Source organism: Nitrospinota bacterium, from assembly GCA_027619975.1.
Classification (GTDB): Bacteria; Nitrospinota; Nitrospinia; order Nitrospinales; family VA-1; genus JADFGI01.
This window is the reverse complement of the sequence record JAQCGX010000001.1, coordinates 45,695-67,604: the sequence shown is the minus strand read 5'-3', so window position 1 is coordinate 67,604 and position 21,910 is coordinate 45,695. Positions and strand designations below refer to the sequence as shown.

The window sequence follows — 21,910 nt, the reverse complement described above, 5'->3', positions numbered from 1 at the left end:
CGTTGCCCTGTGGGCACTCCTCCAATGAAGGAGAGGAAGAAACCCCTTCTCCTCTTTGGGGAGAAGGCTGGGATGAGGGGATTAATACCTTTTCCCTATTTTTAAGTTTTATGAAGCCGTCTCAAAACATAAAAAAAATTCTCGTCATCCGGTCCGCCACCCGGATCCTGAACCAAACCCTGAATAGCCTCAAACAGGAGTTTCCCGATGCCAAAATCACCGTCCTCGCGCCTCAAGGCGTGGAGGCCGTCGTCGCTCAGGACCCCTTGGTCGATGTCGTACTGACCATCGGCAACCATCGCCGAATGGGTGTTCTCAACTATGGCCGCGCTCCTCTTGAAAAACTGCGGAAGCAAAAATTCGATCTCGCCGTTGCTCTCTACAATGTGGACCACGGGCTGGGCTACTCCAATATCGATCTTCTCGCCTGGGCATCCAAAGCAAAAACCATTCGCGGCTACAACTCGCGCGGGACCTATGTGGACTTGAGCGGCAGAAATATTCTGAAAAAATGGTTCCTGGAAAAAACCACCCTCTTCTGGGTGGGCCTCAATTATATCGCGACCGCACTATTATTTTTTTGCATCAGCCTGGGGCTGATCGGCGAATGGTGTTTCCGTAAACTTTCTTCCCCTAAAAAAAATACCCGTAAAAAAAACGCCAGCCCCCGAAAGCGGCATGAGCCCCCCATTGCCGCTCCTGAGAAAACCTCCAAAGTATTGACCCTGGTCTGAACGCCTCATGAAAATCGTCGTCGCCAATTCCGTAGGAGTCGATGCCAATGGCTACCATATGGTGCATGTTCCTTCCCGTTGGTCATTAGGAGTCAAAAACTTCACCAATTGCGGCTATTACCCCTGGCAGTTGGCCTACACGTCTGCCTTGCTGAAGAGGGAAACCGATCATGCGGTCAAGTTTCTTGACGGCGTGCTCAAGGGTTGGGACTTTGAAACCTACTTCGCGAAACTCACGGAGGAGCGCCCGGACTGGCTTATTATGGAAAGTTCTTCGCGCACCATCGACGAAGACCTGCGCCTGGCTAAGGCGGCGAAGCAGGCGTTTGGCACGCGGTTGATCTTTACCGGACAGCACCCGATGGCGGAACCAGAGGACGTTTTAAAGGTCGCCGATTTCGTTTGCCAGGGAGAATTCGAATACGCCGTTCTCGATTTGATTCAAGGAAAAGACCCTCAGCATATTTCAGGAGTTTACCCGAACGGCAACCGAGAACTTCTGGCCATCGACTCGTTACCCTACCCTGAAGATGATGACATCAGCCGTCTGGACTATCACGAACCCAACTGCCGCTACCGGCAAATCCAGATGTACGCTTCCAGAGGCTGCCCGCGCCGGTGCAACTTTTGCGCGGCGGCGACGCTCTATTACGATGAATTGAACTGGCGCCCAAGAAACGTCGCCGATGTGGTCGGGGAAATCCGTCAGCTGAAAGAAAAATATCCGGAAATGGAAGGCGTATTTTTTGACGAAGAGGTTCACAACATCAAGCGAAGCTTCAATATCGCCCTGGCCAAAGCCATTCGCGCGGCGAATCTCGATCACCTGAAATACGAAGCGCTTTGCGAATACGTTTCCCTCGATGAAGAAGCGCTTAAAGAAATGCGCAAAGCCGGATACTACAAAATTCGTTTCGGTATCGAAACCGCCAGCGATGTCGTTGCAGAAAAAATGACGCTCGGGAAAAAACACCATCCCGATAAACTGCTGTCGATCCTGAAATTTGGTAAGAGTATTGGTTTTGTGTTTTACGCAACCTTCAGTGTTGGCGGGCTCGGCTCCAGCCGGGAAGAAGACCAGAAAACCGTCGACCTGATTTACGAATTGACCCGCCAGGGGCTTCTCGACGAAGTGCAGGTTTCCATCAACACGCCGCAACCGGGAACGGATTTTTATAAAAGCTGTGTGGAAAATTCGTATCTGAAAACCGGCATCGAGTGGCAGGATTTCGATGGCAACGGCCATGTGGTGGTGGATTACCCGCATTATCCGGCGGAGGAAATCCAGAAAATGTTCAAAAAGGCGCTGGAAGCCTTTGACCGTGGAAAAAGCGACGCCAACGCGTCCCAGTTTTTGACCGCCGCAAAAACATCATCAAAAATAATTCCCGATCACTCCCGCGTCCTCATCCTGAGAAGCGTGCGCCCGTGGATGATCCACCTGATTCTGCAATCCCTCGATCCCCTGAAAAATTCCACGGTGGACCTGCTCGGTCAGGATGTGGTGATGGATGACTTGCAGGGCAACCCGCGCGTGAACCAGTTATACTCCTACGGCCAAGGGTTCTTTTCCGCCGACACCTTCCCCTCCCCTTTGGCCGATCAACTCATCGCCAACCATTACGACTTCATACTGGTGCCGATGGCCAACAATCATCTGGACGGCTATCAAAACGTGCTAGAGGTGGCCCATTTGATCCAACCAAAAAAACTACTTGCTGTATTTCCCGAAGGAACGTTTCAAGAGTTGAATTCCTCCTCCCAAAAAGAAAAAAGCCTTTTTATTACAGCTCCGTAAAATTTTGGACTTTTTCAGCTACATGTAAGATGTTATAGAAGCCGATATATAACAGCATCTTCAATCAAGGTGCCATTTATTACGTTTTGTGTAAGTCTTATTTCACTAATTTCTGGGCCAGTGCGAATCATTATTTTCAGAATATTAACAAGAGGATTATCTTCCATCATTAACAATACATCGTTAATATCTAAACCCGGTAGATTTCCTCCTATTCTCGCATATACTTTTTGAATTACTAAGTATGCCTTCTTTGGGCCATTTTTGATTTCCTGTGGTAAGGAGAAAACAAGTTTCCAGTCAGAGTCATCTGAAAAGAAAAACCAGAATGCAGCATCTACCTTAATATTTGCTTTATCTAGTTCTCTAAGCAGTTGTTTTCCAGAGTCTATAGATTCTTTACTTATATCTTTTGTTACCATTGTTTTTTTATCCAAGGCAAGATGCCATTTTTTCTACTAGTGCATGCTTTATAAAGATCTTTAGCCTCTAAAGCAGTAATCGTTAGTCTATATCGTGAATCTTCTTTCCAATCCTTGACTACTAACCAATTGTTTTGGAGCTCACGATTTGATTCCGTAGCTTTTTTGAGAGCAACAGACAAACTAGAGAGCCCTATGAGTTGTTGTAAATTGTGTGTGTAGGATTGGATTGTTTCATTTTTATCTGGAAAATCGTGGCGTTTCGTTTGTTTTGCGATACAAGCCTTTAATGAGCATTCGATAGCGTACCCCATTAGGTAATAGGCACCAGAATACAAACGATTAGACAAGAGAGCATAGGCTTCTCTTTGACGAAGCTTGGTTAGTTCTTGAAATTGTAGTCGGTTCACTTAGACCTCAAGTATCGTCTAACAATTATTATTTTGGTTACTATTGATAGCTTGAGAATTATATCACACCCCATAAAACCTCCTTTACAGCATATTCTGTTGCACCTCCGAAAAGTACGATCGTCCGATAGCTGATTGTCGGGCAGGAGTTAAGCATAAAAACATCAAGTCGTTTTGGGCGTTTCCGGCGGGTTGGGATTGGGGTTCACCATGTTCTTCTTGAGCAGAATATCGATCTTGCCTTTATCGCGGCAGGCGATCGCGATGTCTATCAAGCCATCGCCGTCAAAATCTCCGGTGACAATCCCCTGCGGGTATTCATCGACCCGATGGTAAATGGGCGGGTAGGTGAAGGTTCCATCTCCCTTGCCCAGGGAAACGGAGATGGTGTCATCCGTCGAGTTGGAAACCGCAATATCCATGAGCCCGTCTCCGGTGAAATCCGCCGCCACCACAAACTTGGGGAAACTGCCCGATGCAAAATCCCGGAGCGTTCGGAACGTCTCGTCGCCATTATTGATGACCGCCGTCATCGCATGCAGGACATTGCTGGACGTTACCAGATCGCCATAGCCGTCGCCATTAACATCGAGATTGACAATGGTCAGGGGTTGACCGCCGCCTTTAAAAAGTTTGGAAGGCTTGAACGCCCCGTCGCCTTTGCCCCAAAGAATCTGCACCCCTCTATTCCCGGACCCCGCAAGAGCAACGGCGATATCCACATGCTTGTCGTGATTGTAATCCCCCAGAACCAGCGCCGTGGGCTGACCTCTCACCGGCATGCTTTTCGGGTCGTCAAATTTTCCATCGCCCTTGCCCATCAGGGTCACCACCTTGTGAAAACGCAAGGTGACGGCAAGGTCGGGAAACCCATCTTCATTGAAATCTCCCGCCGTTAAATTGATCGGGATCTTCCCCACATTCATTTTGACACCGCTATCTTGAAAACTTCCCAGGCGGGTGTTCATGAAAATCTGAATGTTCTGATCTTCGTAATTCAACACTGCCAGGTCCAGGTAGCCATCGAGATTAAAATCGGCGGCAACGATGCAAATGGGGTCCCTGTCGGTGGCAAACACGGTCTGGTCTTTAAACGTACCGTCTCCATTTCCCTTGAAAAATGAAAAGGTATGATCGCCGCTGTTGGTCACCACCAGATCCAGTATTCCGTCGCGGTTAAAATCGTCGGTGATCAAAAACGAAGGCTCGGCTCCCGCTTCCGTGGCAAAGGAAAGCACAAAAAGGGGAGGCATTTTTTCCTGAACTTTCGGTTCGGGGCACCCGGCAAGTAGAAAAGCCAGAATCAATAAACCATAAGGGAGAAGTTTTTTCATACGGATGGTTGGTCGCTTATAGCGGCTCAAAAATATCAAAATAGACAAACTTTTATTAGTTCTTACAAAACTTTTTCAAGCAAACACAAAGCATATCATAACGGTATGCAGGGCAACAAAATTATTCCCCGCCACCGTTCCGGCGCCAATCCAGAGCTTGTTCAAACAAACGTCTCTTTTCCTGGTGTCGTGCACTGTTTTATAAAATGTAAGGTCAGGGATGAGTTGATGCATCATGGGAAGGTTTGGGGACCAGTGATCCCCTGCGAGCATTGACCGCCTCATTCCTAAAATAAGACAGCATCCCCTTAAAAATATAATCGTGAAATTTCGCCATTAAAAACCAGTAGAGATTTCCCCAAAGCGGTTGAGGAATGAAATGCGCCCTGAGGGTCAGTTTCGTTTTATCGGTCCCCTGCGGAATGAGCGAAAATTGCAACCAGGACAGGCCGGGGGATAACATCTCTGCCCGTAGAAGCAATTCCTTATTCACTTCCAGTTTTTCCACTCTCCAGAAATCTACAGAATCCCCCTCGCGTAATTGGTTATCGTCCCTTCGCCCCCGGTTCAAACCGGGACCGCCCAACATCCTGTCTACGGCCCCACGGATTTTCCACAATAAATTGGCGGCGATCCAGCCATGCTTTCCGCCTACACGGCAGATGAGAGGGAACACCGTATCCGGCGGCGCGGAGATGTTTATCGAATGTTCATCGATCATAAAATTAGCGGATTCGTACTCGCAAAGGGGCATCAGATCCTTCATTCGCTCGGGGGAAACATCGCTCCAATGAGAAAACACGCGGGATTGCTCTTCCTTTTTAAGCGCCCATTCCACTGCTGTATTAAAATCCAGGGGTTCAAAGGGCAGTATCTTGTAAATGTCATTTTCCGTGCAGAGGACATCGGTTCTCAAACTATGCAGCAAGAGATAAGAAATATTAACCGGAACGGAATTAAAAAGATGAAGCCAGTAGGCATACAGACGGCACATCAAGCCCACTGGCAGGGGAACCCAGGAAACTTCAAACAGTCGGACGTTTTTGTTGAGAATTTTGGCGAAACGCTTGACAAGTTCGGTATAGGACAAGATGTCCTTTCCGCCTATATGGTACGCCTTGGTAGTCAGGTTGTCGGTTTCCAGGACGCCGACCAGATATTTGATCACATCCCGCACCGCAATCGGCTGGCATTTGGAGTCAAATTCAGTCAGGAATGGAATCCAGCGGTTGTGGGATACCAGAGATTTTAACAATTCGTAGGAAGCGCTCCCGGTTCCGAGAATGATAGCCGCCCTAAGGCGAATCACCGGAATGGTGCCGCTGGACAATATGCTTCCGACTTCCATCCTGCTTTTAAGATGCGAAGACAATCGCTCGTTCGTCTCACCCAATCCGCCCAGGTAAATGATCCTTTTGATCCCATTTTCCTCCGCCGCTTCAAGAAAATTTTTGGCGGCCTGTTTATCCCTTTCTCTAAACAGCTTATTTTTACCGCGCATGCTGTGAATCAGGTAATAGGCATAATCAACGTCCTTCAACGCCGCCCGCAATTCATCCTTGTCATGGCAATCGGCGTAGGCAACTTCAATTCTCGGGTGAACCAAAATGGCAGGCATGGTTTTACGGCGGAACATGCAGCGGACGATATAACCTCGGAAAATCAGTTCCGGAATCAAGCGGTGGCCGACGTAGCCGTTGGCCCCTGTTACCAGAACCCGGGTGTTTGCCGGCAATGGCTTGGTGGGGAGATCATCGCAATAATGGTAATTGACATTTTCCGGGTCCATACGCAAAGTATAGGCTTTGGCAGACAATCCGCAACCCTAAGAAGATAAATCTTTTATTCTGAAACCTTGCCATAAAAGAAAGGGTTGTGCCGCTTTTCCTCCCCCACTGTGGTGGCGGGGCCGTGCCCTGGAAACAGGCGGTAGTGGTCCGGAAACGTGAGCAGGCGGGTGGTGATTGATTGAAACAGCCCCGGCCAGGAAGCGTTGGCCCGGCCCATCGACCCCGCAAATATGCAATCCCCGGAAAAAATGGATTCTCCGACCTGGTACGAAACCCCTCCCTGAGTATGGCCCGGAGTGGCTAAAATTTTAATTTCCAGGTTTCCCAACGGGAGGATTTCGCCATCGGCGACAGTGCGAAGATCGCGACTACCGGAAGGACGCGGTTCTTTTTTATCGATCCACGTCGGGCAATCATATTCCCGGTCCAAAACACTGAGCCCCGCGGCATGATCGGGATGCGAATGCGTGAGCAGAATTTTTGAAGGACGGACGTTCAGTTCTACGGCTTTTTTGATGACCACATCAGGGTTGGCCCCGGTATCGATAATCGCGGTTTCCCGGGTATCCCGGCAAATCAGCAGATAACACGTCACCGGATACATTCCCATGAACACGTTAAGACAAATCAGTTCAAAGGGACCCGGATCTGGAGAAATTGCATTAGGAACCCAGGCCTCTTTAGCAATCACAACGAGAGAAGGCCCATGCAGATCCAGGGCATCGGCTATTTTCAGGAGGACGGTGTCATCGGGGATGTACTCATAGCTCTCCATCCGGCGAATGGCATCCGGGGAAATGCCTACCGACCGTGCCAAATCATTTTGCGACCAGGATTTACCGTCCCGCGCTTTTTGCAAAATATCCCCGAACTCGTCTTCCAGTTGCGCCATCCGATGTTCCCTTTCAATGAAAAATTATCCCTAATCTCCCAAAGATACAGAAAATCGGATGCGGAAACTATTCCTGATTTTCCGCAGGATGAAGAGCAACTGCAGTTTCAGGCGTTTCCTTGCCTTTAAAATCCGTCACTGTGAACCAATAAACCTTGCCCACCATAATGCCCCCGCCCACCATGTTGCCGGCGGTCACAAACAATTGATTATGAAAAAACCCCGCCAGCGAAATTTCCGGCCCATGCGGAAGAAACATCGCCATGCTCAATAAACTTTGATTGGCGATGCTGTGTTCAAATCCGCTAGCAATGAAGGCAAACAGGCACCAGAAAATCATGATCAGCTTGGCCGTATCGCTCTGGGTTCTGAGGGATACCCAGACCGCAAGACAAACCAGCCAGTTGCAAAGAATCCCCCGTAAAAAAGCTTCTGTCGCCCCCAGATTCATTTTCATAGCGGATGCTTTCAGGATCAGCGCCTGGGCGTCCCCCGTCAGACTGCCACCGCTAACCACCAGCCAGCCAAGAAACACCGAACCCAGCAAATTGCCCAGAAAACACAGGGCAAATAAAATCAGGATCGAACGGACCCCCACCTTTTTGCTCAGTTGGCCCACCGCAAAAACCATGTTGTTTCCGGTAAATAATTCAGATCCGGCAAAAATCACCAAGCTCAAGGCGATTCCAAAACACGCGCCCATGATAAGTTTCAGGTAAGCCTCCCCACCGCCTGCGGCAATAGGCCCCCCCACCGAAAAAATCAAGACAATCCCAAATCCCAGATAAATGCCTGCCAAGGCAGATAACAGCACGTAACCCAAGGGAGACCGTTGCATGTATTGGATTTTATTTTCCGCAACCTCTGTGATTTTATTTATCTCTTCTGCAAACACAGAAAAACCCTCCTGTTTTGTATGAAGCGTTTATAAAGATTTTTGGGGAATGGGAATTTCAGAGCGAACCGATTCCTCCGTTTTTTTTCCCACAATTTTTCTTTTCCTTTGCCCCTTGACCCGATGCATCTTTTCACGAGTGTGGTAGGGAATGATTTGTTCCAAAACTCCGGGCAAAAGATCGCAGGGAATATTTTCCATGATCTTCACCGCCAGCTTGGGATCGGGCCCGGCCCGCCCGCCCACAAAAATATCCACCCCGTCCACTACCTGACCTTTGAATTTAATCCTTTTGCCGAGCAAGCCAATATCGGCGACCAAATGGTTGCCGCACCCTGCCGGGCAACCGGACCAGTGCATGGTGATGGGGGACGTGTCGCTTAAAGATTTCTCCAGTTTTGTTGCGACTTCCAGTGCCCGCCCCTTGGTCTCAATGGCCGCCAGATGGCAATAGTCACTGCCCACGCAACTCACCAGGCCCCGCATGATGCTGGAAGGATGGTAATCCAGTTCCTTAAGGAGAGGTTCCTCGAGAAGGTCACCCAGGTTTTTATCCGATACGTTCGGAAGGATCAGAGCCTGCGCAGGGGATATGCGGATCTCGCCGTTGCCATAACGCTCCGCCAATACCGCCACCTGTTCCAGCTTTTTGCCCTGGATGCGGCCCACGGGAATTTTTAATCCGACATAATTCATCGACGGTTGTTTTTGCCGGTAAATCCCAATATGCTCCGAGATTTGCGCATTCCTCATTTCCTTTTCGGCATACTGAAGATGCCGCTTAATTCTTTTCTCCAATTCAGCGCGAAATCGATCGACTCCCCACTCATCGAGCAGGAAGGCCAAGCGGTTCTGGGCCCGGTTCTCGCGACTGCCATGATCCCTGAATAGCAGTATCACTGCGGCGCAAACTTCCACCACTTCATCAGGCATCACAAAAATATTCAGACAGGAAGCCACCCGGTATCCCCCTGAACCCAGTGTTCCGCCAGCCAGAACGTTAAATCCCAAAACCGGCTTTCCGTTCTCTTCCTTGCTTGCGGGAACCAGAGCCAAGTCCTGAGTTTCCGCATGCAGGCAATTGTCGGGGCAACCGGTGATCGCGACATTGAACTTTCTGGGCAGGTTGGTGAATTCCCGGTTTTCAATAATATGCTCCGTCAAAGCCATAACCTCTGGTGACGCGTCCAACAATTCTTTAGGGTGAATGCCAGCCACAGGGCATCCCATGATATTACGCACATTGTCCAGGCCCGTCTGGGCAGAAGTAAGGCCGATCATTTCCAGCAGTTCAAACACTTCAGGAATGTTTTCTATTTTTAAATGACGTATCTGCAACTGCTGGCGGGTGGTGATATCGATGACTCCGTTACCAAAACCCTGAGCAATCTGAGCCAGAACTTTTATCTGATAGGAAAACGTATGTCCGTTTGGAATCCGCACCCGCAGCATGAAAAAGCCCGGAGTCGGGTTCCTTAGAAACAGCCCATACCATTTCAAGCGTTGGACATCGTCTTCACTGATGGCTTCCCACCCCTCTTCAGCAAAGCGACGAAGGTCATGTTTAATGTCCAAACCGTCCTTTTCCAACTTTATGCGCTCAATCTTATTCAACTCAAATTCCTCTTTAAATTCTCAAAACGGATTTTTTAACTCCAAGACTGGAAGAATTACAATTTTCGTGCCATGTAGGAGCCACCCCTGTAAGGCCTTTATTCTTAGCCGACCGGGGACAGGCGATGAAATGAAAAGGAGTTTTGTGCCTAAGAATGAATCAGGGATTTTTCATTCTGCCCTAAAATACATCAGGCAAAACCAATTTTCCATAGAGGGGGGAGGGATCAAAAAAACCGGACCTTATAAAATAATCAAAGCGGAAAATTATTTTTTCGAGATTAAACTGTTAATATATTGTAAAATAAGGAGGTAGATAGCTCCAAGAAGTCATCTGCCGTTATAAATTGATACGAACTTCACACAGGAAGAATTATGGATACCGTCGACCAATCATTTGGTTTTCTATCAAATCTCAACCTAACGATTCCTTTGAGTCAGATCGCCATATTTTGTGCGTTGAGTGCGCTTTGCCTGATTGTCGGCAAACATAAAATTGGAACTTTAATGGCCTATGGATTTTTATTCTACTGGGTATTCATATTGAACCAGGGGTTTTTTATGAAAAATTTAGAGAAAACGGCCGGCGGGGTTTACATATATGGCGCTATTGGTTTTGTCATGGCTCTGATAGGATTTGTGGGATTTTTGAAAAAAACCGAGTGATTTTTTTTCAGACTAATTTTCACACCTCTGTTTAATACCCCCTCCTCCTGATTCCATTTAGCGCATCCGTTTCCTGAACTCTCCTCAGAATACTTAACGCCCGATTAGACAATAAAATATCCAGCACAAACAAGCCCTTTAATTCCCATGACCCTGATCAGCGATTGAAAAATCACCCGCGCCATCGCGTGAAACGGCTAAAAAACTCTCGATGCCGGGCGATGAATCGATAGGTAAATTCCGTCGCCGAAGCCACTCCAAAAATATTTCGATACAACCAGAGAGGCCAACGGTGGGTGGAATTAAATGCCAGAGCGAGGCACACAGCCTCCGCCCCTTCATAAACAGCTCCGTCCGGTTGAACCAGCTGAACGGAAGATTGAAATTGTTGTGGAGAAATTTCAGGAAACAGGTGAGCCGCTTCCTGAGATGAAATGGTATCGACCCGATCCCCACTCAGATGGTTGTATCTGCCCATCCAACGGCGGCATAAATCGCAATCGCCGTCATAAATGAGAACTGGCCTGTTTTTTGATTTCATTCTGGCCTCTACAAGAATATGGGGAAATCACCCTACCCCCCCTCTTAACCGCCAGTGTGTCGGTTGGCTTTGATTGAGGTTGCCCACATAAAATAATGACATCTGGAAAACTTCTTCATGCTCCAGACAACACGGTTTCCTGATTCCTCTGTTTTTCGCCTGCCACCCCCACGGGTATTGATTATTGCCGCCATTGCAGGAAACATGATCGATTTAGTTTACGAAAATTATAATGTTAAAACCACTGTCTTCCCAATTATACCAGGCAGAAAGCACATTTACAGGCAACACGATGCTTTCCGTTTAAGGAAATCAGGGTCTATCGGTAGATAGATATTCTTTCCGATCGCATCTTCTGGGTTGCGTTCCCTTGATCCGTAGGGTATTTTTCTAGGTTCGTCCCTGCATCATTGTGACTGCCCGGTACTTACAATTTGAAACCGTGGGCATTAACGGACATTCATGGGTTTATTAACTTACTTCAGGAAGATTACAAATGGCTGATTTTACCCGCGAGGAAGTTGAAATTAAATTGGCGGAAATTGCTGCGGCCTTGGAGGCTGAGGAAGCCGAAGAAGAGTTCGTAGAAGAAATCGAGGTCATCGAAGAGGTTGAGGAAACCGATGCAGAAGATGGAGAGGAACCCCCAACGGATACGGATACTGAAGGGTCGTCGGAAGAAGTGGTGACGGCTGAAGAAGAAGAAATTGAGGAGGAGCCAGAGAATTTCCCTTTGAAGGGATGTGATCTGTCTGGACTGGATTTGTCGGACCTCAATTTTTACCGGACAAATATGAGTGAAACCAACCTCACCGGAGCCAATCTCTCAGGAACCGACCTTTCAGGAGTTACGATGGAAAGAGCCATCTTGAAAGGTGCTGACCTGACAGACGCTAATCTGACAGACGCCATAATGCCCTATGCGGATCTGGTTCAGGCGCGACTTGAGGACGCCAATCTTGAGAGAGCGGTGCTTTCCTATGCCGATTTGAGTGAAGCCACCCTGGATCGAGCCAACTTGCGTAGATCCAAGTTCATCGAAGCCAACCTGACCGGCAGTCAATTAAACGAAGCCTCTTTTGAATACGCCGAATTCTCCAGAGCCACTCTTAGGGGAGCAAAAATCGTAGAATCCGACCTCAGCCGGGCAAAATTTAACGGTGCCAACTTGCAGGAGGTGGATTTCACAGATTCCCGCCTCAGTATGGGGGTGTTTTTTGAGGCCAATTTTACGAAGGCCATTTTGAACCGGGCAAAGATCAAAGGCGCTAAGCTGGTCGGAGTCGATTTCACCGAAGCATCCATGCCCAGGGCAGATTTCACCAATGCGGACCTGACAGAGGCGAAAATACACAATGCGGATCTAACCCGCGCCAATCTCAATGGCTGCATTCTAAGAAGAACGCACCTTGAAAACTCCAACCTCATGGAGGCGAACCTCAATATTGCCGATCTCACCGGGGCAAACCTGGTAAACGTCAATTTGAGCGGCGCGGACCTGGGCCGTATCAAACTCAAAGGAGCCAAACTCAATGGCGCAAGCCTCAGTAAAGCCAACCTGAAAAAGGCCAAACTGAACGATGTGGAACTCGTGCAGGCAGACTTGAGCGGAGCCCACCTTGTAGGCGTGGATTTAACCAACGCAAAACTGGAGGGGGCCGACTTGAGCCGGGCGGATCTCACCGAGGCCATTATGGAGGGAGCCGACTTGAAGAACGCCTTCCTCACCGGAGCCGTCATTCAAAATGCCAACCTTACCGGAGCCAATCTGGAAGGAGCCGATATGGCGGGAACGAAACTGTTAAAATCAGACCTCACCAGGGCCAATCTAAAGGGTGCGGACCTCCGCAGGGCTGATCTGGAACATGCCAATCTGTCCCATGCTGATTTCAGTCATGCCAAACTGACCGGAAGCAAACTTGCAGACGCAAATTTCACTGCGGCCAATCTGACCCAAGCCGATTTAACCCATGCCGATGTGACGGATACAGATTTCTCCGACGCGACGGGATACCAGCCCAAAACCTAAATCCCGGTTTTTCAACTCCTCGCTTTCCGCAACTAAAAAGAATTCCGCATTCCGAAAAATAATCATTGAAAATTTCTCAAACTAGTTGAAAATAATATATATACCCTTTATTTCAAGAATGTGAGTTTTTCACAGTTGAAGCTATTTTTACCGCTACTCGAAAGGCAAAATTCATGATCCGGGTTCTTCTGGTTTGCATGTTACTGGTTCTCCCCCTTTTTTGGACCTCCCAATCCCATGCCGGAGCATTGGAGAAGGAATTAAAGGAAAGTATTAAATACCTGGAAGAAATACCTGAAGTAAAGTGGGTTAAAGTAAATAAAAACAGTGTCATTGTTGGATGGAAAGGCCTGCCTTCCCAATTCAACCTGATCAATACAGAAGCCGCCCTCAAGGCCACCCAAGCCACAGGTAGAACCGTTGATATCTGGGCGGTCCGACACACCCAGAAGAAATGGATCATAGGAACTCGCCCTTACCTTTGCAAAACCACCGCCAGCAGAGGCATGGTCCAGGAAACTTCCTGCAACTTTTAAGGTTGATAAATAGTTCTTCAAAGGACTCCTCCGGTTGGAATAATATGAAAAAACCTCTTCCTTGAATTCATCCCGCCCCCTCCCTCAAGGGGTTATGAATCACGCAACAGTTCCCTCTGAATAAAATTTTTTAAAGCTTTTTCGTGGTTTTTTGTATCTAAATACCGACCGGACATTTTCTTCCTGCATGGACGTTGAAAAATATGCATAAAAACGATACCGCCACAGTTGCTTTTTTATCCAGGGACAAGGCACGGCCCCTGACCCTCAAGGAAGTTCTGCGCCTTAGGGATGGTCTGGAGAGTCCCAGGGGGAATATCCCTGGATATCCAGTACAAATTGTTCTACCCAATTTCAACCGCAAGGGATCAACGATTTTATGTACGAATTGATGTTTCTTTTTTGAATTCACCCAACGAAAAACGGCAATGGAAAAACTGGAAGCAGTCCAAAAGGTTTTGCGGTTTTGTGAAACCACCCGGGAATGGATGACTCGCGAATATTCTGTTTATTTCGATGATTTTGACGAACAAAACGTCGATGATTATGAAGCCGGCGGGTACGGGGATCTGGCGGATGCGATCATTGAGAAGGGTATCCAGGGTTCTATCATCGAAAAGGAGGATGTGGAGGAATTTCTACCCTGAAAAGGTCAAGCGTTTTGGAGAAAAACGCCGACCACATCTTCATATTGAAGTTCTATCTTGTCCTTAATCATCGGCAAATACAAGCTCTCTGGAAGACCTATAATTTTCCACGATTTGGGGTCTAAAGGAGGAATTACGGCTTCTCCGCTACTTCCAAACTTCATGGAATAAGCAATGGCATCTGCCAGATTGACCACCGCTGTTTCCTGAGCGTAATTTTTACTTTTTTCTGGAGAATGGTGGAAGGTGACGGATTCAACCAGCCTGTTGGGAAGGTTCCATGCCTTTAACAACTCGCCTCCAAGCTCCGCATGATCAAATCCAAAAGTTTTTTGTTCTTCACTGCATAGAAGCTCGCCAGATGCTCCCGCCTGCTTAAAAGTTTCCGCAGTTTCATCTGGGACTTTGGTGCAAAAAACCAGCCGGCCAATATCATGCAACAGACCGGCCACAAAAAACCTTTCAACATTATACTCGCCGCTCAAAGCCGCAATGGATCTAGCCGCAAGCCCGGTGGCAATGCTGTGACGCCAAAAGGATTCCATATTGATCAGACCGCTGGGAATTCCCTTGAACTGGCCCATCACGGATGTCGCAAGAACCAATTGTGCCAATTGATCCGTCCCGATGATGGTCAAAGCATGGGTAACTGTTTCCACCTCAGTGGAAAAGCCGTAAAACGCGCTGTTAACAATTCTGAGGAGCCTTGTGGTCAACCCCGGGTCAATACTGATGATTTCACCGATGTCATCGAAGGTACAGTCAGGATCTTCTATTGCGGCGTTCAACTTATAAAAAATATACGGCATCGTTGCGAGCTGATCATCCCCTTGAATCAGTTCGGAAATATTCATTCCATTCTTTCTTTAAATCAGCAATATAACTTTATTAGTAAAATATCGACCTGAATTTTCCCAAAACCCTTTCGCCTTTTTAAAACAGGAAACAGATTGGAGCCACTTTGAAATCTTTTATAAAACCGGAGCTTAAAAAGCCCCTAAAAGATAAAGCCAGATCAAACCAGAGTCAAGTTTTATCGTTGCAAGAAGGCGTTATAAAGTTATCCCATACAGCCATAAATTCTTTCTGACAAGGGATAGTTCCTTTTGAGGATACTCGATTTTAAAAATGAACAGAAGATAGCCTATATTGACTTGTTTAAACAATCTAATGCCATCTCCAAACAAAGTTCTCTCGATACGAAAATGACAGCAATAGAATGCTTGAAAGTTAAAAAAAAGGGGAGCGGTTTGATGCAGAGTTGCGAGGTGGTTAAATCTTTATACTGAGTATATAAATGAGGTAGGCAGAACTTCCTATTGCCACCGCAGGTCCTCCAAAAACCTTAAGCATGGCATTCATGGAGAGCTTTTTTACCAGGTCTTTTTCCTTTATATTACTGATTAAAAATGTAAAACCTTTGCGTTTCTTAAAAATCATTTTAACGGGTTGCGCATGCTCTTTTTCTTGAATTCGAACCGGCTCAGCTTGCAGTCCGATGCCAACAATTTGGGCTCCCCTTTCCAACTCTCCGGCATCCAAAAACCCATCTTGATTTCGGTCGAAACGGGTTTGTAGCTGTAGATCTTTCTCTATACTTTTTTTGGCTCGCAAAAATTGTGCAAATTTTAATTTATTTCTCTACACAGGCTTGATGCCCGATTCAGCGTACCCGAGAATATAAACCGATTCCCCCGGTTGAAAGCACCATTCTACAAACCGATATTTTTGAGAAAATAACCCGGAAGAATTTTTCAATTTAAATACCTTCAATTTTTCTTCGTTCTGCTGCAACACCGAAATCAGCCGCTCCGGCAGGGATAAAAAAGTGTCGGATCGAGTTTGAAACTCTTCCACCCTTCCCCGCCGCAGCAGACGGTCGAGGATTCCTTTTTCAAACTCAGCGGAACTTTCGCAAACCGAGATCAACTTGGGTAATTCGTCGTATCTTTGCTTTAAAATGACGTCGATGTTCGCCCACGACTTTTGAATATTTTCTTTCAGCGATATCAAACCGTTATAAATGATAAAAAAATACCCAATGAGGGCCGCTGTTGCGAATAAAAAAACTCCAAAAATGATGATACCTGATGGCTCCATTTCCCCTCCTCGATTTAAGGCATCCCTTGTAACCAGGTAAAGCGGGGGTCGCCCAAACAACCCTGACTCTCAATAATTTCTAGCCCAAAGTTGCTAAAACCACCCTAATAGGTTACCATAGATGCTAGATATTACTATAAATTTTTCAATGAGTTACATAAACACCCGGGTTGAAAATTGAAACCAATTTATTAAAAGATAGAAGGGAAATGCGCTATGGATCAAATCAAGTTTTACATGGAAGAATCGATTTTAAAAGTCAATCCCGGTGCTACAGTGACCGAGGCGGCAAAGCGTATGGCTGAAAAGCGTGTGGGGGCTTTATTGGTGAGTGATAAAGAGAAATACCTGGGAATTGTGACCGATTTGGATTTTTCTTATAAAGTGATCGCAAAGGACCTGGATCCCAAAACAACTCTTGTTGCGGATGTCATGAGTCATCCTTTGATCACTCTGGATTGCGAAAAATCGATGCTGGATGCCTTTAAAACCATGCGGCTAAATAACATCCGCCACCTTGTTATTTCTGAAAATAAAAAATTAGTGGGAATCCTTTCCATTAAAGATTTCGCCAACTACTACAATTATAAATTCAGCAATGGAAACGGAAACGAGCAACTGGATGCGCATTCTGACTCATAGACCGTCACACCATGAGGCTTGGATGTGAAGAGGAATCCAAACGAAACCAAGGTCAGGAAAAGTATAAATATTTTGAGTTCGCTAACTAACCTTTTCCTTTCCTTGTTCGCTGGATTCAACCCGATTTATATTCGGCTCACACCTTCAGAATAGTGGATATAAAAAATCCACTCATGGTGTAAAAGGTTCTTTTTTGCGCAGAACCCGCATACGGTCTTCCTGCTTGAGGAATTCGGGATCGCTCCCCGCCGGTGTATTTCCCCCGAGACTCTCCGTTGCTTGATTTTCATTTTGAGATTCCTCGTCATCTTTAAAAACTTTGGTGCGTTCCGCCAATTGATACCCCAAAGCCAATATGATTTTCCGTTTGGTGGCAAGGCGACATTCGTACCCTCTTTCAATCCGGTCAATGGTTTGAACCGTCACACCTGCTTTTCGGGCGAGCTCAGCCTTGCTCATCATTTTACTTTCTCTTGCGTGTTTAACCTCGTTATGTTTGGCAGAAGAATACATTTTGGAATCATCCTTTTTTGGTATCATTATTTATAAACTCCCAAATCAAAGTCACGGCAACTTGGGCAAATGTGACGGGTATCGTCGTTTTCTCCCACGATGCCCTCCCAGCCACGGTTTCTAACCTTTTGTTTGAACTGCTCCCTACGATCATAAGAGTGAAAATCCACTCCCGCACGCATGATGGAATCGCAGAAAGCGTTGTCGCATACGATGACGTATTGTGTGACAGACTTAATCATGGCTCTCTCCCTGGCAATCAATTTACGTTTGTACAACCTGATTTTTTCCGGGTCTGTAACTTCCCGCTTAATTTGGCTGGTTTTTAATTTCTTCATGTTTGAAATTCCTAATCGTAGTCCGCAATATCAGGCCTCTTGGTTTCCATCTTTTAGAGGCAGCCAACAAACCAGAACCCCCTATAAACTATTGAATTAATGGGGGTCAAAATTCAATCATACATAAACTATTGAAAGTTAAAGAGCAATCTTCATGCCATTTTTAACTTATTGTTTTAAAAGGATTTATACGAATATCAACCGTCAATTATCTTGCAATTGTAGGGAAATTTGACAATATTACATATATGAATGTAAATGTTATTTTAGTTGTTAAAAATAAAGACTCGTCTGCTCGCCAGAAAAGATTCGCAGGGGAAAAATAAAATTGAGATGGGGCAATACAGGGACTGAAATAGGCCTGGGAGGGAGCTTTCTACATGTAGGGAGGGATCACCGTTTGATTTTAATGAACAACTCCGCCCCAAGCGGACGAGGACTCCGACAAGCATTTTCACTTGCAAGGCGTGGCCAGCAAATGTTATCTCGACGAAACGAGCTTTTTGAGAATTGCTCTTACGGCCAGGTGACACGGGGAATAAAACCCACTTGTGGGGTTTAATAGACTGCGGGAGAGAAGTCTGAGTGAGAAATCAGGGGTTGGAGTTTTTTTCCATTATTTTCACAGCACTGTAATGCATGGTCTTCGCACGTTGTTGATCCCCGGCATCCTCATAAAATTCTGCCAGTTTATGTAAAGATTTCACAACATCGGGATGAGTGCCGCCTAAAAATTTTTGTCTGATTTCCAGAGAACGGTGTAGTAAAAGGTCAACTTTTTCATAATTTCCTATTTCTTTATACAGAGAAGCCATCGTTTCCAGAGAGTTTGCGACCTCGGGGTGATTGGCCCCAAGCGCTTCTTCCCTGATTTTCAGAGAACGGAGGACCAGGGTTTCAGCCCTGACGTACTGCCCAATCGCTGTGTAAAATTTCGCCAATCCATCCAGGGAACGGGCCAGGTCAGGGTGACCGGGTCCCAGGATATCTTCTCTTATTTCCAGGGAGCGGGTACGGAGGGGTTTCGCCTTTTCATAGTCCCCCATACCCAGGTAGTAATCCGCCAGATTGTTGAGCGTGTCGGCGAAGTTAGGATGATTTGTATAAGAAGCCTTTTCGTAGATAGCGAGAGCTTTTTTATAAAGGGGTTCTACTTTTACATAGTCACCAAACTGGTGATAAAGCAAACCTTGATTATTCAAGGAGGCCGCTACACTGGGATGATCAGGACCCAGTGCAGATTGAAGAATTTCCAAGGATTGTTCATACAAGCTTTTTGCCTGCGGGAATGCACCTGTCGCTTCGTATAAACGCGCCAGGTTATTAATCACCGCCGCCACATGAGGGTGCAGGGGACCCAACGATTTCTTCAGAATATTCAGGGTCTTGTAAAAATACTTCTTCCCCAATCCATATTCACCTTTATGGTAATGAACCAAAGCCAGGCTATTGAAAGAAGCCGCCAGTTGAAGATCGTCAGGACCAAGAAGCTTTTTCTTGATATCCAAAGATTTTTCAAAAAAAGGTTGGGCGGTATCATAATTTCCCAAGTTTCTTTGGATCTCGCCAAGTTCGTTAAAGGAAGCGGCTAAATCGAGGCTATCCTCACCTGGAACGGTCACACGGGGTTCAAAATCCCGGACATCAGGAAGCGCTTTTAAATATTGCCCGGCGTCAATGTAGGCCGTGGCCTGCTGACCTAACTCCTCTATCGTAAAAGAATCGCTATTCGCAGAGGCTAAAAAGGCCATAAAGGGAGTCAACAAAACCCCCAACCCAACGCCCCATAAATTTTTTCGGCAAGAAATTTGGTTGATCAATCAACTCCTCCTAAAAGCTCTTTTTTCCTAGAGGAAAAGGGAATGTGCCCATTTTGCAAATTCATAAAATCAGCTTGTCTCTACTTCGTATTTCCAGTATTAAATATCGGAATTCCAAGGGCGAGGCTGTTCATTTCAACAAAAATTACCTATCAGAAGAAACCATAGGTGCATCTAAATTAACTATTATCCATCAAATTGTCAATAATTTAATATAAACAAGTATAAATTTAAACAAATTTACTAAGCGCAGGAGGACTGCAGGTTAACGGACGCTAACCACAAAAACAGGCATGACGAACTTTATTTTCACACTTCCGGGGTATTTTTTAAACTTATGGCGGGTTTTATATCCAATCTTCCAGGTCAAACTGAGCGATACATTCCGGACTACGCATATCCATAAACAAATCCGCCTGATCAAAGTTGAAATTGAAATCCGCCAGGCGTTCGCATTGCAGTCCGGCCGTTTCAATTTTACTTTTGTTTTCTTCCAACTTTTTCAAACCGCTAAACTCCAGCACCACAATAAAACCTGTGGCGGCTTTGAATTTTATAATAAAACGCTCGTCATTATTATCCTTAGAGATTTCTGATCCAGATTCTTCCATTTCAATATCCTTTCAGGCTATCGGCAACCCCGGTCTGCCCTCCCCAGGCGAATCTACTCTTTATCTGATTTCATATCCTGGCAGAGTTTGCAGTTCAGAATCGAGCTTATATATTTTTTTCTTCCTTCAATAGTCACTACCCAAGGCCGGTTCATCCAGGGAGGATTGTGCCGAACATGTTGTTTGTGGCCGCAGTCCAGATCAGCGACCCAATCCAAAGCTTCATCCTGGTGAAAACTGACGATGCGACGCTTCATAAAGTTTCTCTAGCAGGTTGCTGAAAAACTATTTCTGGAACCTTAAAATGTTAATTTCAAGTTTACTGTTAATTTAAGAAAACCCGTAGCACAGGCTTTCTAGCCTGTGCCACTTAAAAGCAAAAACCTGTAAAACTTAACTCGCTGACGGATTTTTCTCTTTTTCAGCAACCTGCTAGCACTTCTTTTATCCAAAACCGCTTCACTTCTTTCCAAATTTTTCTTGATAAAGAGCTATCGCGTTCTGAATTATTATTATCGCTTCATCGCGCCCAAGAAAATTTTCCACCACCACCAGCTTCTTCTCCAACGCCTTATAATCCTCAAAGAACCGTTTTATTTCTATCATGCGATGGGGAGGAAGCTCCTCAATGAAGTTGTAATGGGCGTATTCGGGGTCATGAGCATGGACGGCGATGATTTTATCATCCGTCTCCCCCTGATCCACCATTTCCATCACGCCAATGGGCCGGGCCATGACGATGGATAAAGGATACACCGGTTCCTGCCCCAGCACCAAGACATCTAAAGGATCGTTGTCGTCGCAATAAGTTCGTGGGATGAACCCGTAATTAGCCGGATACTGAACGGAACTGTATAAAATCCTATCCACGCGGATCAATCCTGTGGGCTTGTCCAATTCATATTTAGTTTTTGATCCTTTGGGGACCTCGATAATAGCGGGAAAAAGATCAGGAACCTTCTCGCCAAGGTCCACGTCGTGCCAGGGATTCATATATTAAGCTCGTCTCAATAAGGGTTTCAAATTAAAGGTAATTTATTCGGAGTAACAGTCGGAATAAAAGCGGGGATTTTCTAGCTTCTGATCTTCTATTGTAACACGAAATGCCATCTCAGAAATGACAATATCATTCGACCCGTTCATTAAATTTGCAACCGGGTTGCCATGAAAAGCCCCAGATCAGCGGGTATTTGAGATGCGACCGACCTGAGCTTTGAGAAACTTGCGAATCAAACAGACCTTACAACCATCGGTCCGATTCTATTTTCTACAGGACACGGCTTGTGCGCTGACAACACAACTCAAAGCACCGCACTTGCAGTTCCAAAGGCTCATTTGAAAACTTGGCTCCAGATGAGATTTGAGGCTGGATTCATACCTGTCATTGCGATTGCCCCGTATTGCCAAGTCCGAAGGAGCCGAGCAAACACAGGGTTCCGGAGGATTTTGGAGGACATTATGATTTTCAGCAAAACCGGCATTCATGAAAACCCCGCCGCTTATCGTCCCCACCAATGCCATGCAAAGTAAAATAACTTTCCATTTCATGAGTTTCTCCCTCCTTGTAATCTAAATGAA

The 21,910-nt window shown here is 46.2% G+C and carries 24 protein-coding genes and 1 pseudogene; 7 read left to right on the top strand and 18 right to left on the bottom strand.

The window, feature by feature from the left end; genetic code table 11:
- The first annotated feature begins 110 nt into the window (after window positions 1–110).
- Window positions 111–734, top strand: a complete 624-nt coding sequence (locus tag O3C58_00345; protein MDA0690313.1) for a hypothetical protein — start codon at window positions 111–113, stop codon at window positions 732–734.
- A gap of 7 nt (window positions 735–741) precedes the next feature.
- Window positions 742–2,532: a radical SAM protein gene (locus tag O3C58_00340; protein MDA0690312.1), complete on the top strand. Its 1,791-nt coding sequence runs from the start codon at window positions 742–744 to the stop codon at window positions 2,530–2,532.
- A 32-nt stretch (window positions 2,533–2,564) separates the two neighbouring features.
- Here O3C58_00340 and O3C58_00335 read toward each other — a convergent pair whose 3' ends face one another.
- The 7 genes from O3C58_00335 to O3C58_00305 form a co-directional block, all read right to left on the bottom strand.
- Window positions 2,565–2,954, bottom strand: a complete 390-nt coding sequence (locus tag O3C58_00335; protein MDA0690311.1) for a hypothetical protein — start codon at window positions 2,952–2,954, stop codon at window positions 2,565–2,567.
- The gene (locus O3C58_00330) at window positions 2,948–3,364 is read right to left on the bottom strand and encodes a DNA-binding protein (protein MDA0690310.1); all 417 of its coding nucleotides are present in this window, start codon (window positions 3,362–3,364) and stop codon (window positions 2,948–2,950) included. The genes O3C58_00335 and O3C58_00330 overlap by 7 nt, the downstream gene beginning before the upstream one ends.
- 164 nt (window positions 3,365–3,528) lie before the next feature.
- A complete protein-coding gene (locus O3C58_00325) occupies window positions 3,529–4,698 on the bottom strand; it encodes a VCBS repeat-containing protein (protein MDA0690309.1) in 1,170 nt (389 codons plus the stop codon).
- 214 nt (window positions 4,699–4,912) lie between these two features.
- The gene (locus tag O3C58_00320) at window positions 4,913–6,514 is read right to left on the bottom strand and encodes an SDR family oxidoreductase (protein MDA0690308.1); all 1,602 of its coding nucleotides are present in this window, start codon (window positions 6,512–6,514) and stop codon (window positions 4,913–4,915) included.
- Between the two features lie 26 nt (window positions 6,515–6,540).
- On the bottom strand, window positions 6,541–7,380 hold the full coding sequence (locus tag O3C58_00315; GenBank protein MDA0690307.1) for an MBL fold metallo-hydrolase: 840 nt from the start codon (window positions 7,378–7,380) through the stop codon (window positions 6,541–6,543).
- Between the two features lie 67 nt (window positions 7,381–7,447).
- Window positions 7,448–8,275, bottom strand: coding sequence for a formate/nitrite transporter family protein (locus O3C58_00310; protein ID MDA0690306.1), 828 nt, complete (start codon window positions 8,273–8,275; stop codon window positions 7,448–7,450).
- A 30-nt stretch (window positions 8,276–8,305) separates the two neighbouring features.
- Window positions 8,306–9,889, bottom strand: a complete 1,584-nt coding sequence (locus tag O3C58_00305; protein MDA0690305.1) for a ferredoxin--nitrite reductase — start codon at window positions 9,887–9,889, stop codon at window positions 8,306–8,308.
- A 375-nt stretch (window positions 9,890–10,264) separates the two neighbouring features.
- On the opposite strand from O3C58_00305, the gene O3C58_00300 reads away from it, so the two are divergent.
- Window positions 10,265–10,555 (top strand): hypothetical protein, encoded by a 291-nt coding sequence (locus O3C58_00300; GenBank protein ID MDA0690304.1) that lies wholly within the window; start codon window positions 10,265–10,267, stop codon window positions 10,553–10,555.
- A gap of 172 nt (window positions 10,556–10,727) precedes the next feature.
- On the opposite strand, the gene O3C58_00295 is transcribed toward O3C58_00300, so the two are convergent.
- Window positions 10,728–11,096, bottom strand: a complete 369-nt coding sequence (locus O3C58_00295; protein MDA0690303.1) for a DCC1-like thiol-disulfide oxidoreductase family protein — start codon at window positions 11,094–11,096, stop codon at window positions 10,728–10,730.
- A 496-nt stretch (window positions 11,097–11,592) separates the two neighbouring features.
- On the opposite strand from O3C58_00295, the gene O3C58_00290 reads away from it, so the two are divergent.
- The 3 genes from O3C58_00290 to O3C58_00280 all read left to right on the top strand — a co-directional run bounded on the left by O3C58_00290 (window position 11,593) and on the right by O3C58_00280 (window position 14,308).
- Window positions 11,593–13,125, top strand: a complete 1,533-nt coding sequence (locus O3C58_00290; protein ID MDA0690302.1) for a pentapeptide repeat-containing protein — start codon at window positions 11,593–11,595, stop codon at window positions 13,123–13,125.
- Window positions 13,126–13,298: 173 nt separating this feature from the next.
- Window positions 13,299–13,661, top strand: coding sequence for a hypothetical protein (locus O3C58_00285; protein MDA0690301.1), 363 nt, complete (start codon window positions 13,299–13,301; stop codon window positions 13,659–13,661).
- Window positions 13,662–14,089: 428 nt separating this feature from the next.
- Window positions 14,090–14,308 carry a hypothetical protein gene (locus O3C58_00280; GenBank protein MDA0690300.1) on the top strand — a complete coding sequence of 73 codons (219 nt, stop codon included), beginning with the start codon at window positions 14,090–14,092 and terminating at the stop codon, window positions 14,306–14,308.
- A gap of 5 nt (window positions 14,309–14,313) precedes the next feature.
- On the opposite strand, the gene O3C58_00275 is transcribed toward O3C58_00280, so the two are convergent.
- The 3 genes from O3C58_00275 to O3C58_00265 all read right to left on the bottom strand — a co-directional run bounded on the left by O3C58_00275 (window position 14,314) and on the right by O3C58_00265 (window position 16,408).
- On the bottom strand, window positions 14,314–15,162 hold the full coding sequence (locus O3C58_00275) for an HDOD domain-containing protein (protein MDA0690299.1): 849 nt from the start codon (window positions 15,160–15,162) through the stop codon (window positions 14,314–14,316).
- Between the two features lie 418 nt (window positions 15,163–15,580).
- A complete protein-coding gene (locus tag O3C58_00270; protein MDA0690298.1) occupies window positions 15,581–15,922 on the bottom strand; it encodes a hypothetical protein in 342 nt (113 codons plus the stop codon).
- Window positions 15,923–15,949: 27 nt separating this feature from the next.
- Complete coding sequence (locus tag O3C58_00265; protein MDA0690297.1) at window positions 15,950–16,408, bottom strand: LemA family protein; 459 nt, start codon at window positions 16,406–16,408, stop codon at window positions 15,950–15,952.
- Window positions 16,409–16,624: 216 nt separating this feature from the next.
- On the opposite strand from O3C58_00265, the gene O3C58_00260 reads away from it, so the two are divergent.
- Complete coding sequence (locus tag O3C58_00260; protein MDA0690296.1) at window positions 16,625–17,050, top strand: CBS domain-containing protein; 426 nt, start codon at window positions 16,625–16,627, stop codon at window positions 17,048–17,050.
- Window positions 17,051–17,356: 306 nt separating this feature from the next.
- On the opposite strand, the pseudogene O3C58_00255 reads toward O3C58_00260, so the two are convergent.
- The 7 genes and pseudogenes from O3C58_00255 to O3C58_00225 form a co-directional block, all read right to left on the bottom strand.
- Window positions 17,357–17,563, bottom strand: a pseudogene (locus O3C58_00255) (helix-turn-helix transcriptional regulator).
- Between the two features lie 26 nt (window positions 17,564–17,589).
- Window positions 17,590–17,901, bottom strand: a complete 312-nt coding sequence (locus O3C58_00250) for a hypothetical protein (GenBank protein ID MDA0690295.1) — start codon at window positions 17,899–17,901, stop codon at window positions 17,590–17,592.
- 593 nt (window positions 17,902–18,494) lie between these two features.
- The gene (locus tag O3C58_00245; protein MDA0690294.1) at window positions 18,495–19,721 is read right to left on the bottom strand and encodes a tetratricopeptide repeat protein; all 1,227 of its coding nucleotides are present in this window, start codon (window positions 19,719–19,721) and stop codon (window positions 18,495–18,497) included.
- Between the two features lie 347 nt (window positions 19,722–20,068).
- The gene (locus O3C58_00240; GenBank protein MDA0690293.1) at window positions 20,069–20,332 is read right to left on the bottom strand and encodes a hypothetical protein; all 264 of its coding nucleotides are present in this window, start codon (window positions 20,330–20,332) and stop codon (window positions 20,069–20,071) included.
- 53 nt (window positions 20,333–20,385) lie between these two features.
- The gene (locus tag O3C58_00235; protein ID MDA0690292.1) at window positions 20,386–20,589 is read right to left on the bottom strand and encodes a DUF3565 domain-containing protein; all 204 of its coding nucleotides are present in this window, start codon (window positions 20,587–20,589) and stop codon (window positions 20,386–20,388) included.
- Window positions 20,590–20,791: 202 nt separating this feature from the next.
- The gene (locus tag O3C58_00230) at window positions 20,792–21,325 is read right to left on the bottom strand and encodes an inorganic diphosphatase (GenBank protein ID MDA0690291.1); all 534 of its coding nucleotides are present in this window, start codon (window positions 21,323–21,325) and stop codon (window positions 20,792–20,794) included.
- A gap of 267 nt (window positions 21,326–21,592) precedes the next feature.
- Window positions 21,593–21,880 (bottom strand): hypothetical protein, encoded by a 288-nt coding sequence (locus O3C58_00225; GenBank protein ID MDA0690290.1) that lies wholly within the window; start codon window positions 21,878–21,880, stop codon window positions 21,593–21,595.
- Window positions 21,881–21,910 lie beyond the last annotated feature (30 nt).

Bases quoted from the DNA above. Each gene is read 5' to 3' on its own strand.
- O3C58_00345 (MDA0690313.1), top strand. From the start codon at position 111: ATGAAGCCGTCTCAAAACATAAAAAAAATTCTCGTCATCCGGTCCGCC.
- O3C58_00340 (MDA0690312.1), top strand. From the start codon at position 742: ATGAAAATCGTCGTCGCCAATTCCGTAGGAGTCGATGCCAATGGCTAC.
- O3C58_00335 (MDA0690311.1), bottom strand. From the start codon at position 2,954: ATGGTAACAAAAGATATAAGTAAAGAATCTATAGACTCTGGAAAACAA.
- O3C58_00325 (MDA0690309.1), bottom strand. From the start codon at position 4,698: ATGAAAAAACTTCTCCCTTATGGTTTATTGATTCTGGCTTTTCTACTT.
- O3C58_00315 (MDA0690307.1), bottom strand. From the start codon at position 7,380: ATGGCGCAACTGGAAGACGAGTTCGGGGATATTTTGCAAAAAGCGCGG.
- O3C58_00300 (MDA0690304.1), top strand. From the start codon at position 10,265: ATGGATACCGTCGACCAATCATTTGGTTTTCTATCAAATCTCAACCTA.
- O3C58_00295 (MDA0690303.1), bottom strand. From the start codon at position 11,096: ATGAAATCAAAAAACAGGCCAGTTCTCATTTATGACGGCGATTGCGAT.
- O3C58_00290 (MDA0690302.1), top strand. From the start codon at position 11,593: ATGGCTGATTTTACCCGCGAGGAAGTTGAAATTAAATTGGCGGAAATT.
- O3C58_00285 (MDA0690301.1), top strand. From the start codon at position 13,299: ATGATCCGGGTTCTTCTGGTTTGCATGTTACTGGTTCTCCCCCTTTTT.
- O3C58_00280 (MDA0690300.1), top strand. From the start codon at position 14,090: ATGGAAAAACTGGAAGCAGTCCAAAAGGTTTTGCGGTTTTGTGAAACC.
- O3C58_00275 (MDA0690299.1), bottom strand. From the start codon at position 15,162: ATGAATATTTCCGAACTGATTCAAGGGGATGATCAGCTCGCAACGATG.
- O3C58_00265 (MDA0690297.1), bottom strand. From the start codon at position 16,408: ATGGAGCCATCAGGTATCATCATTTTTGGAGTTTTTTTATTCGCAACA.
- O3C58_00260 (MDA0690296.1), top strand. From the start codon at position 16,625: ATGGATCAAATCAAGTTTTACATGGAAGAATCGATTTTAAAAGTCAAT.
- O3C58_00250 (MDA0690295.1), bottom strand. From the start codon at position 17,901: ATGAAGAAATTAAAAACCAGCCAAATTAAGCGGGAAGTTACAGACCCG.
- O3C58_00240 (MDA0690293.1), bottom strand. From the start codon at position 20,332: ATGGAAGAATCTGGATCAGAAATCTCTAAGGATAATAATGACGAGCGT.
- O3C58_00235 (MDA0690292.1), bottom strand. From the start codon at position 20,589: ATGAAGCGTCGCATCGTCAGTTTTCACCAGGATGAAGCTTTGGATTGG.
- O3C58_00230 (MDA0690291.1), bottom strand. From the start codon at position 21,325: ATGAATCCCTGGCACGACGTGGACCTTGGCGAGAAGGTTCCTGATCTT.
- O3C58_00225 (MDA0690290.1), bottom strand. From the start codon at position 21,880: ATGAAATGGAAAGTTATTTTACTTTGCATGGCATTGGTGGGGACGATA.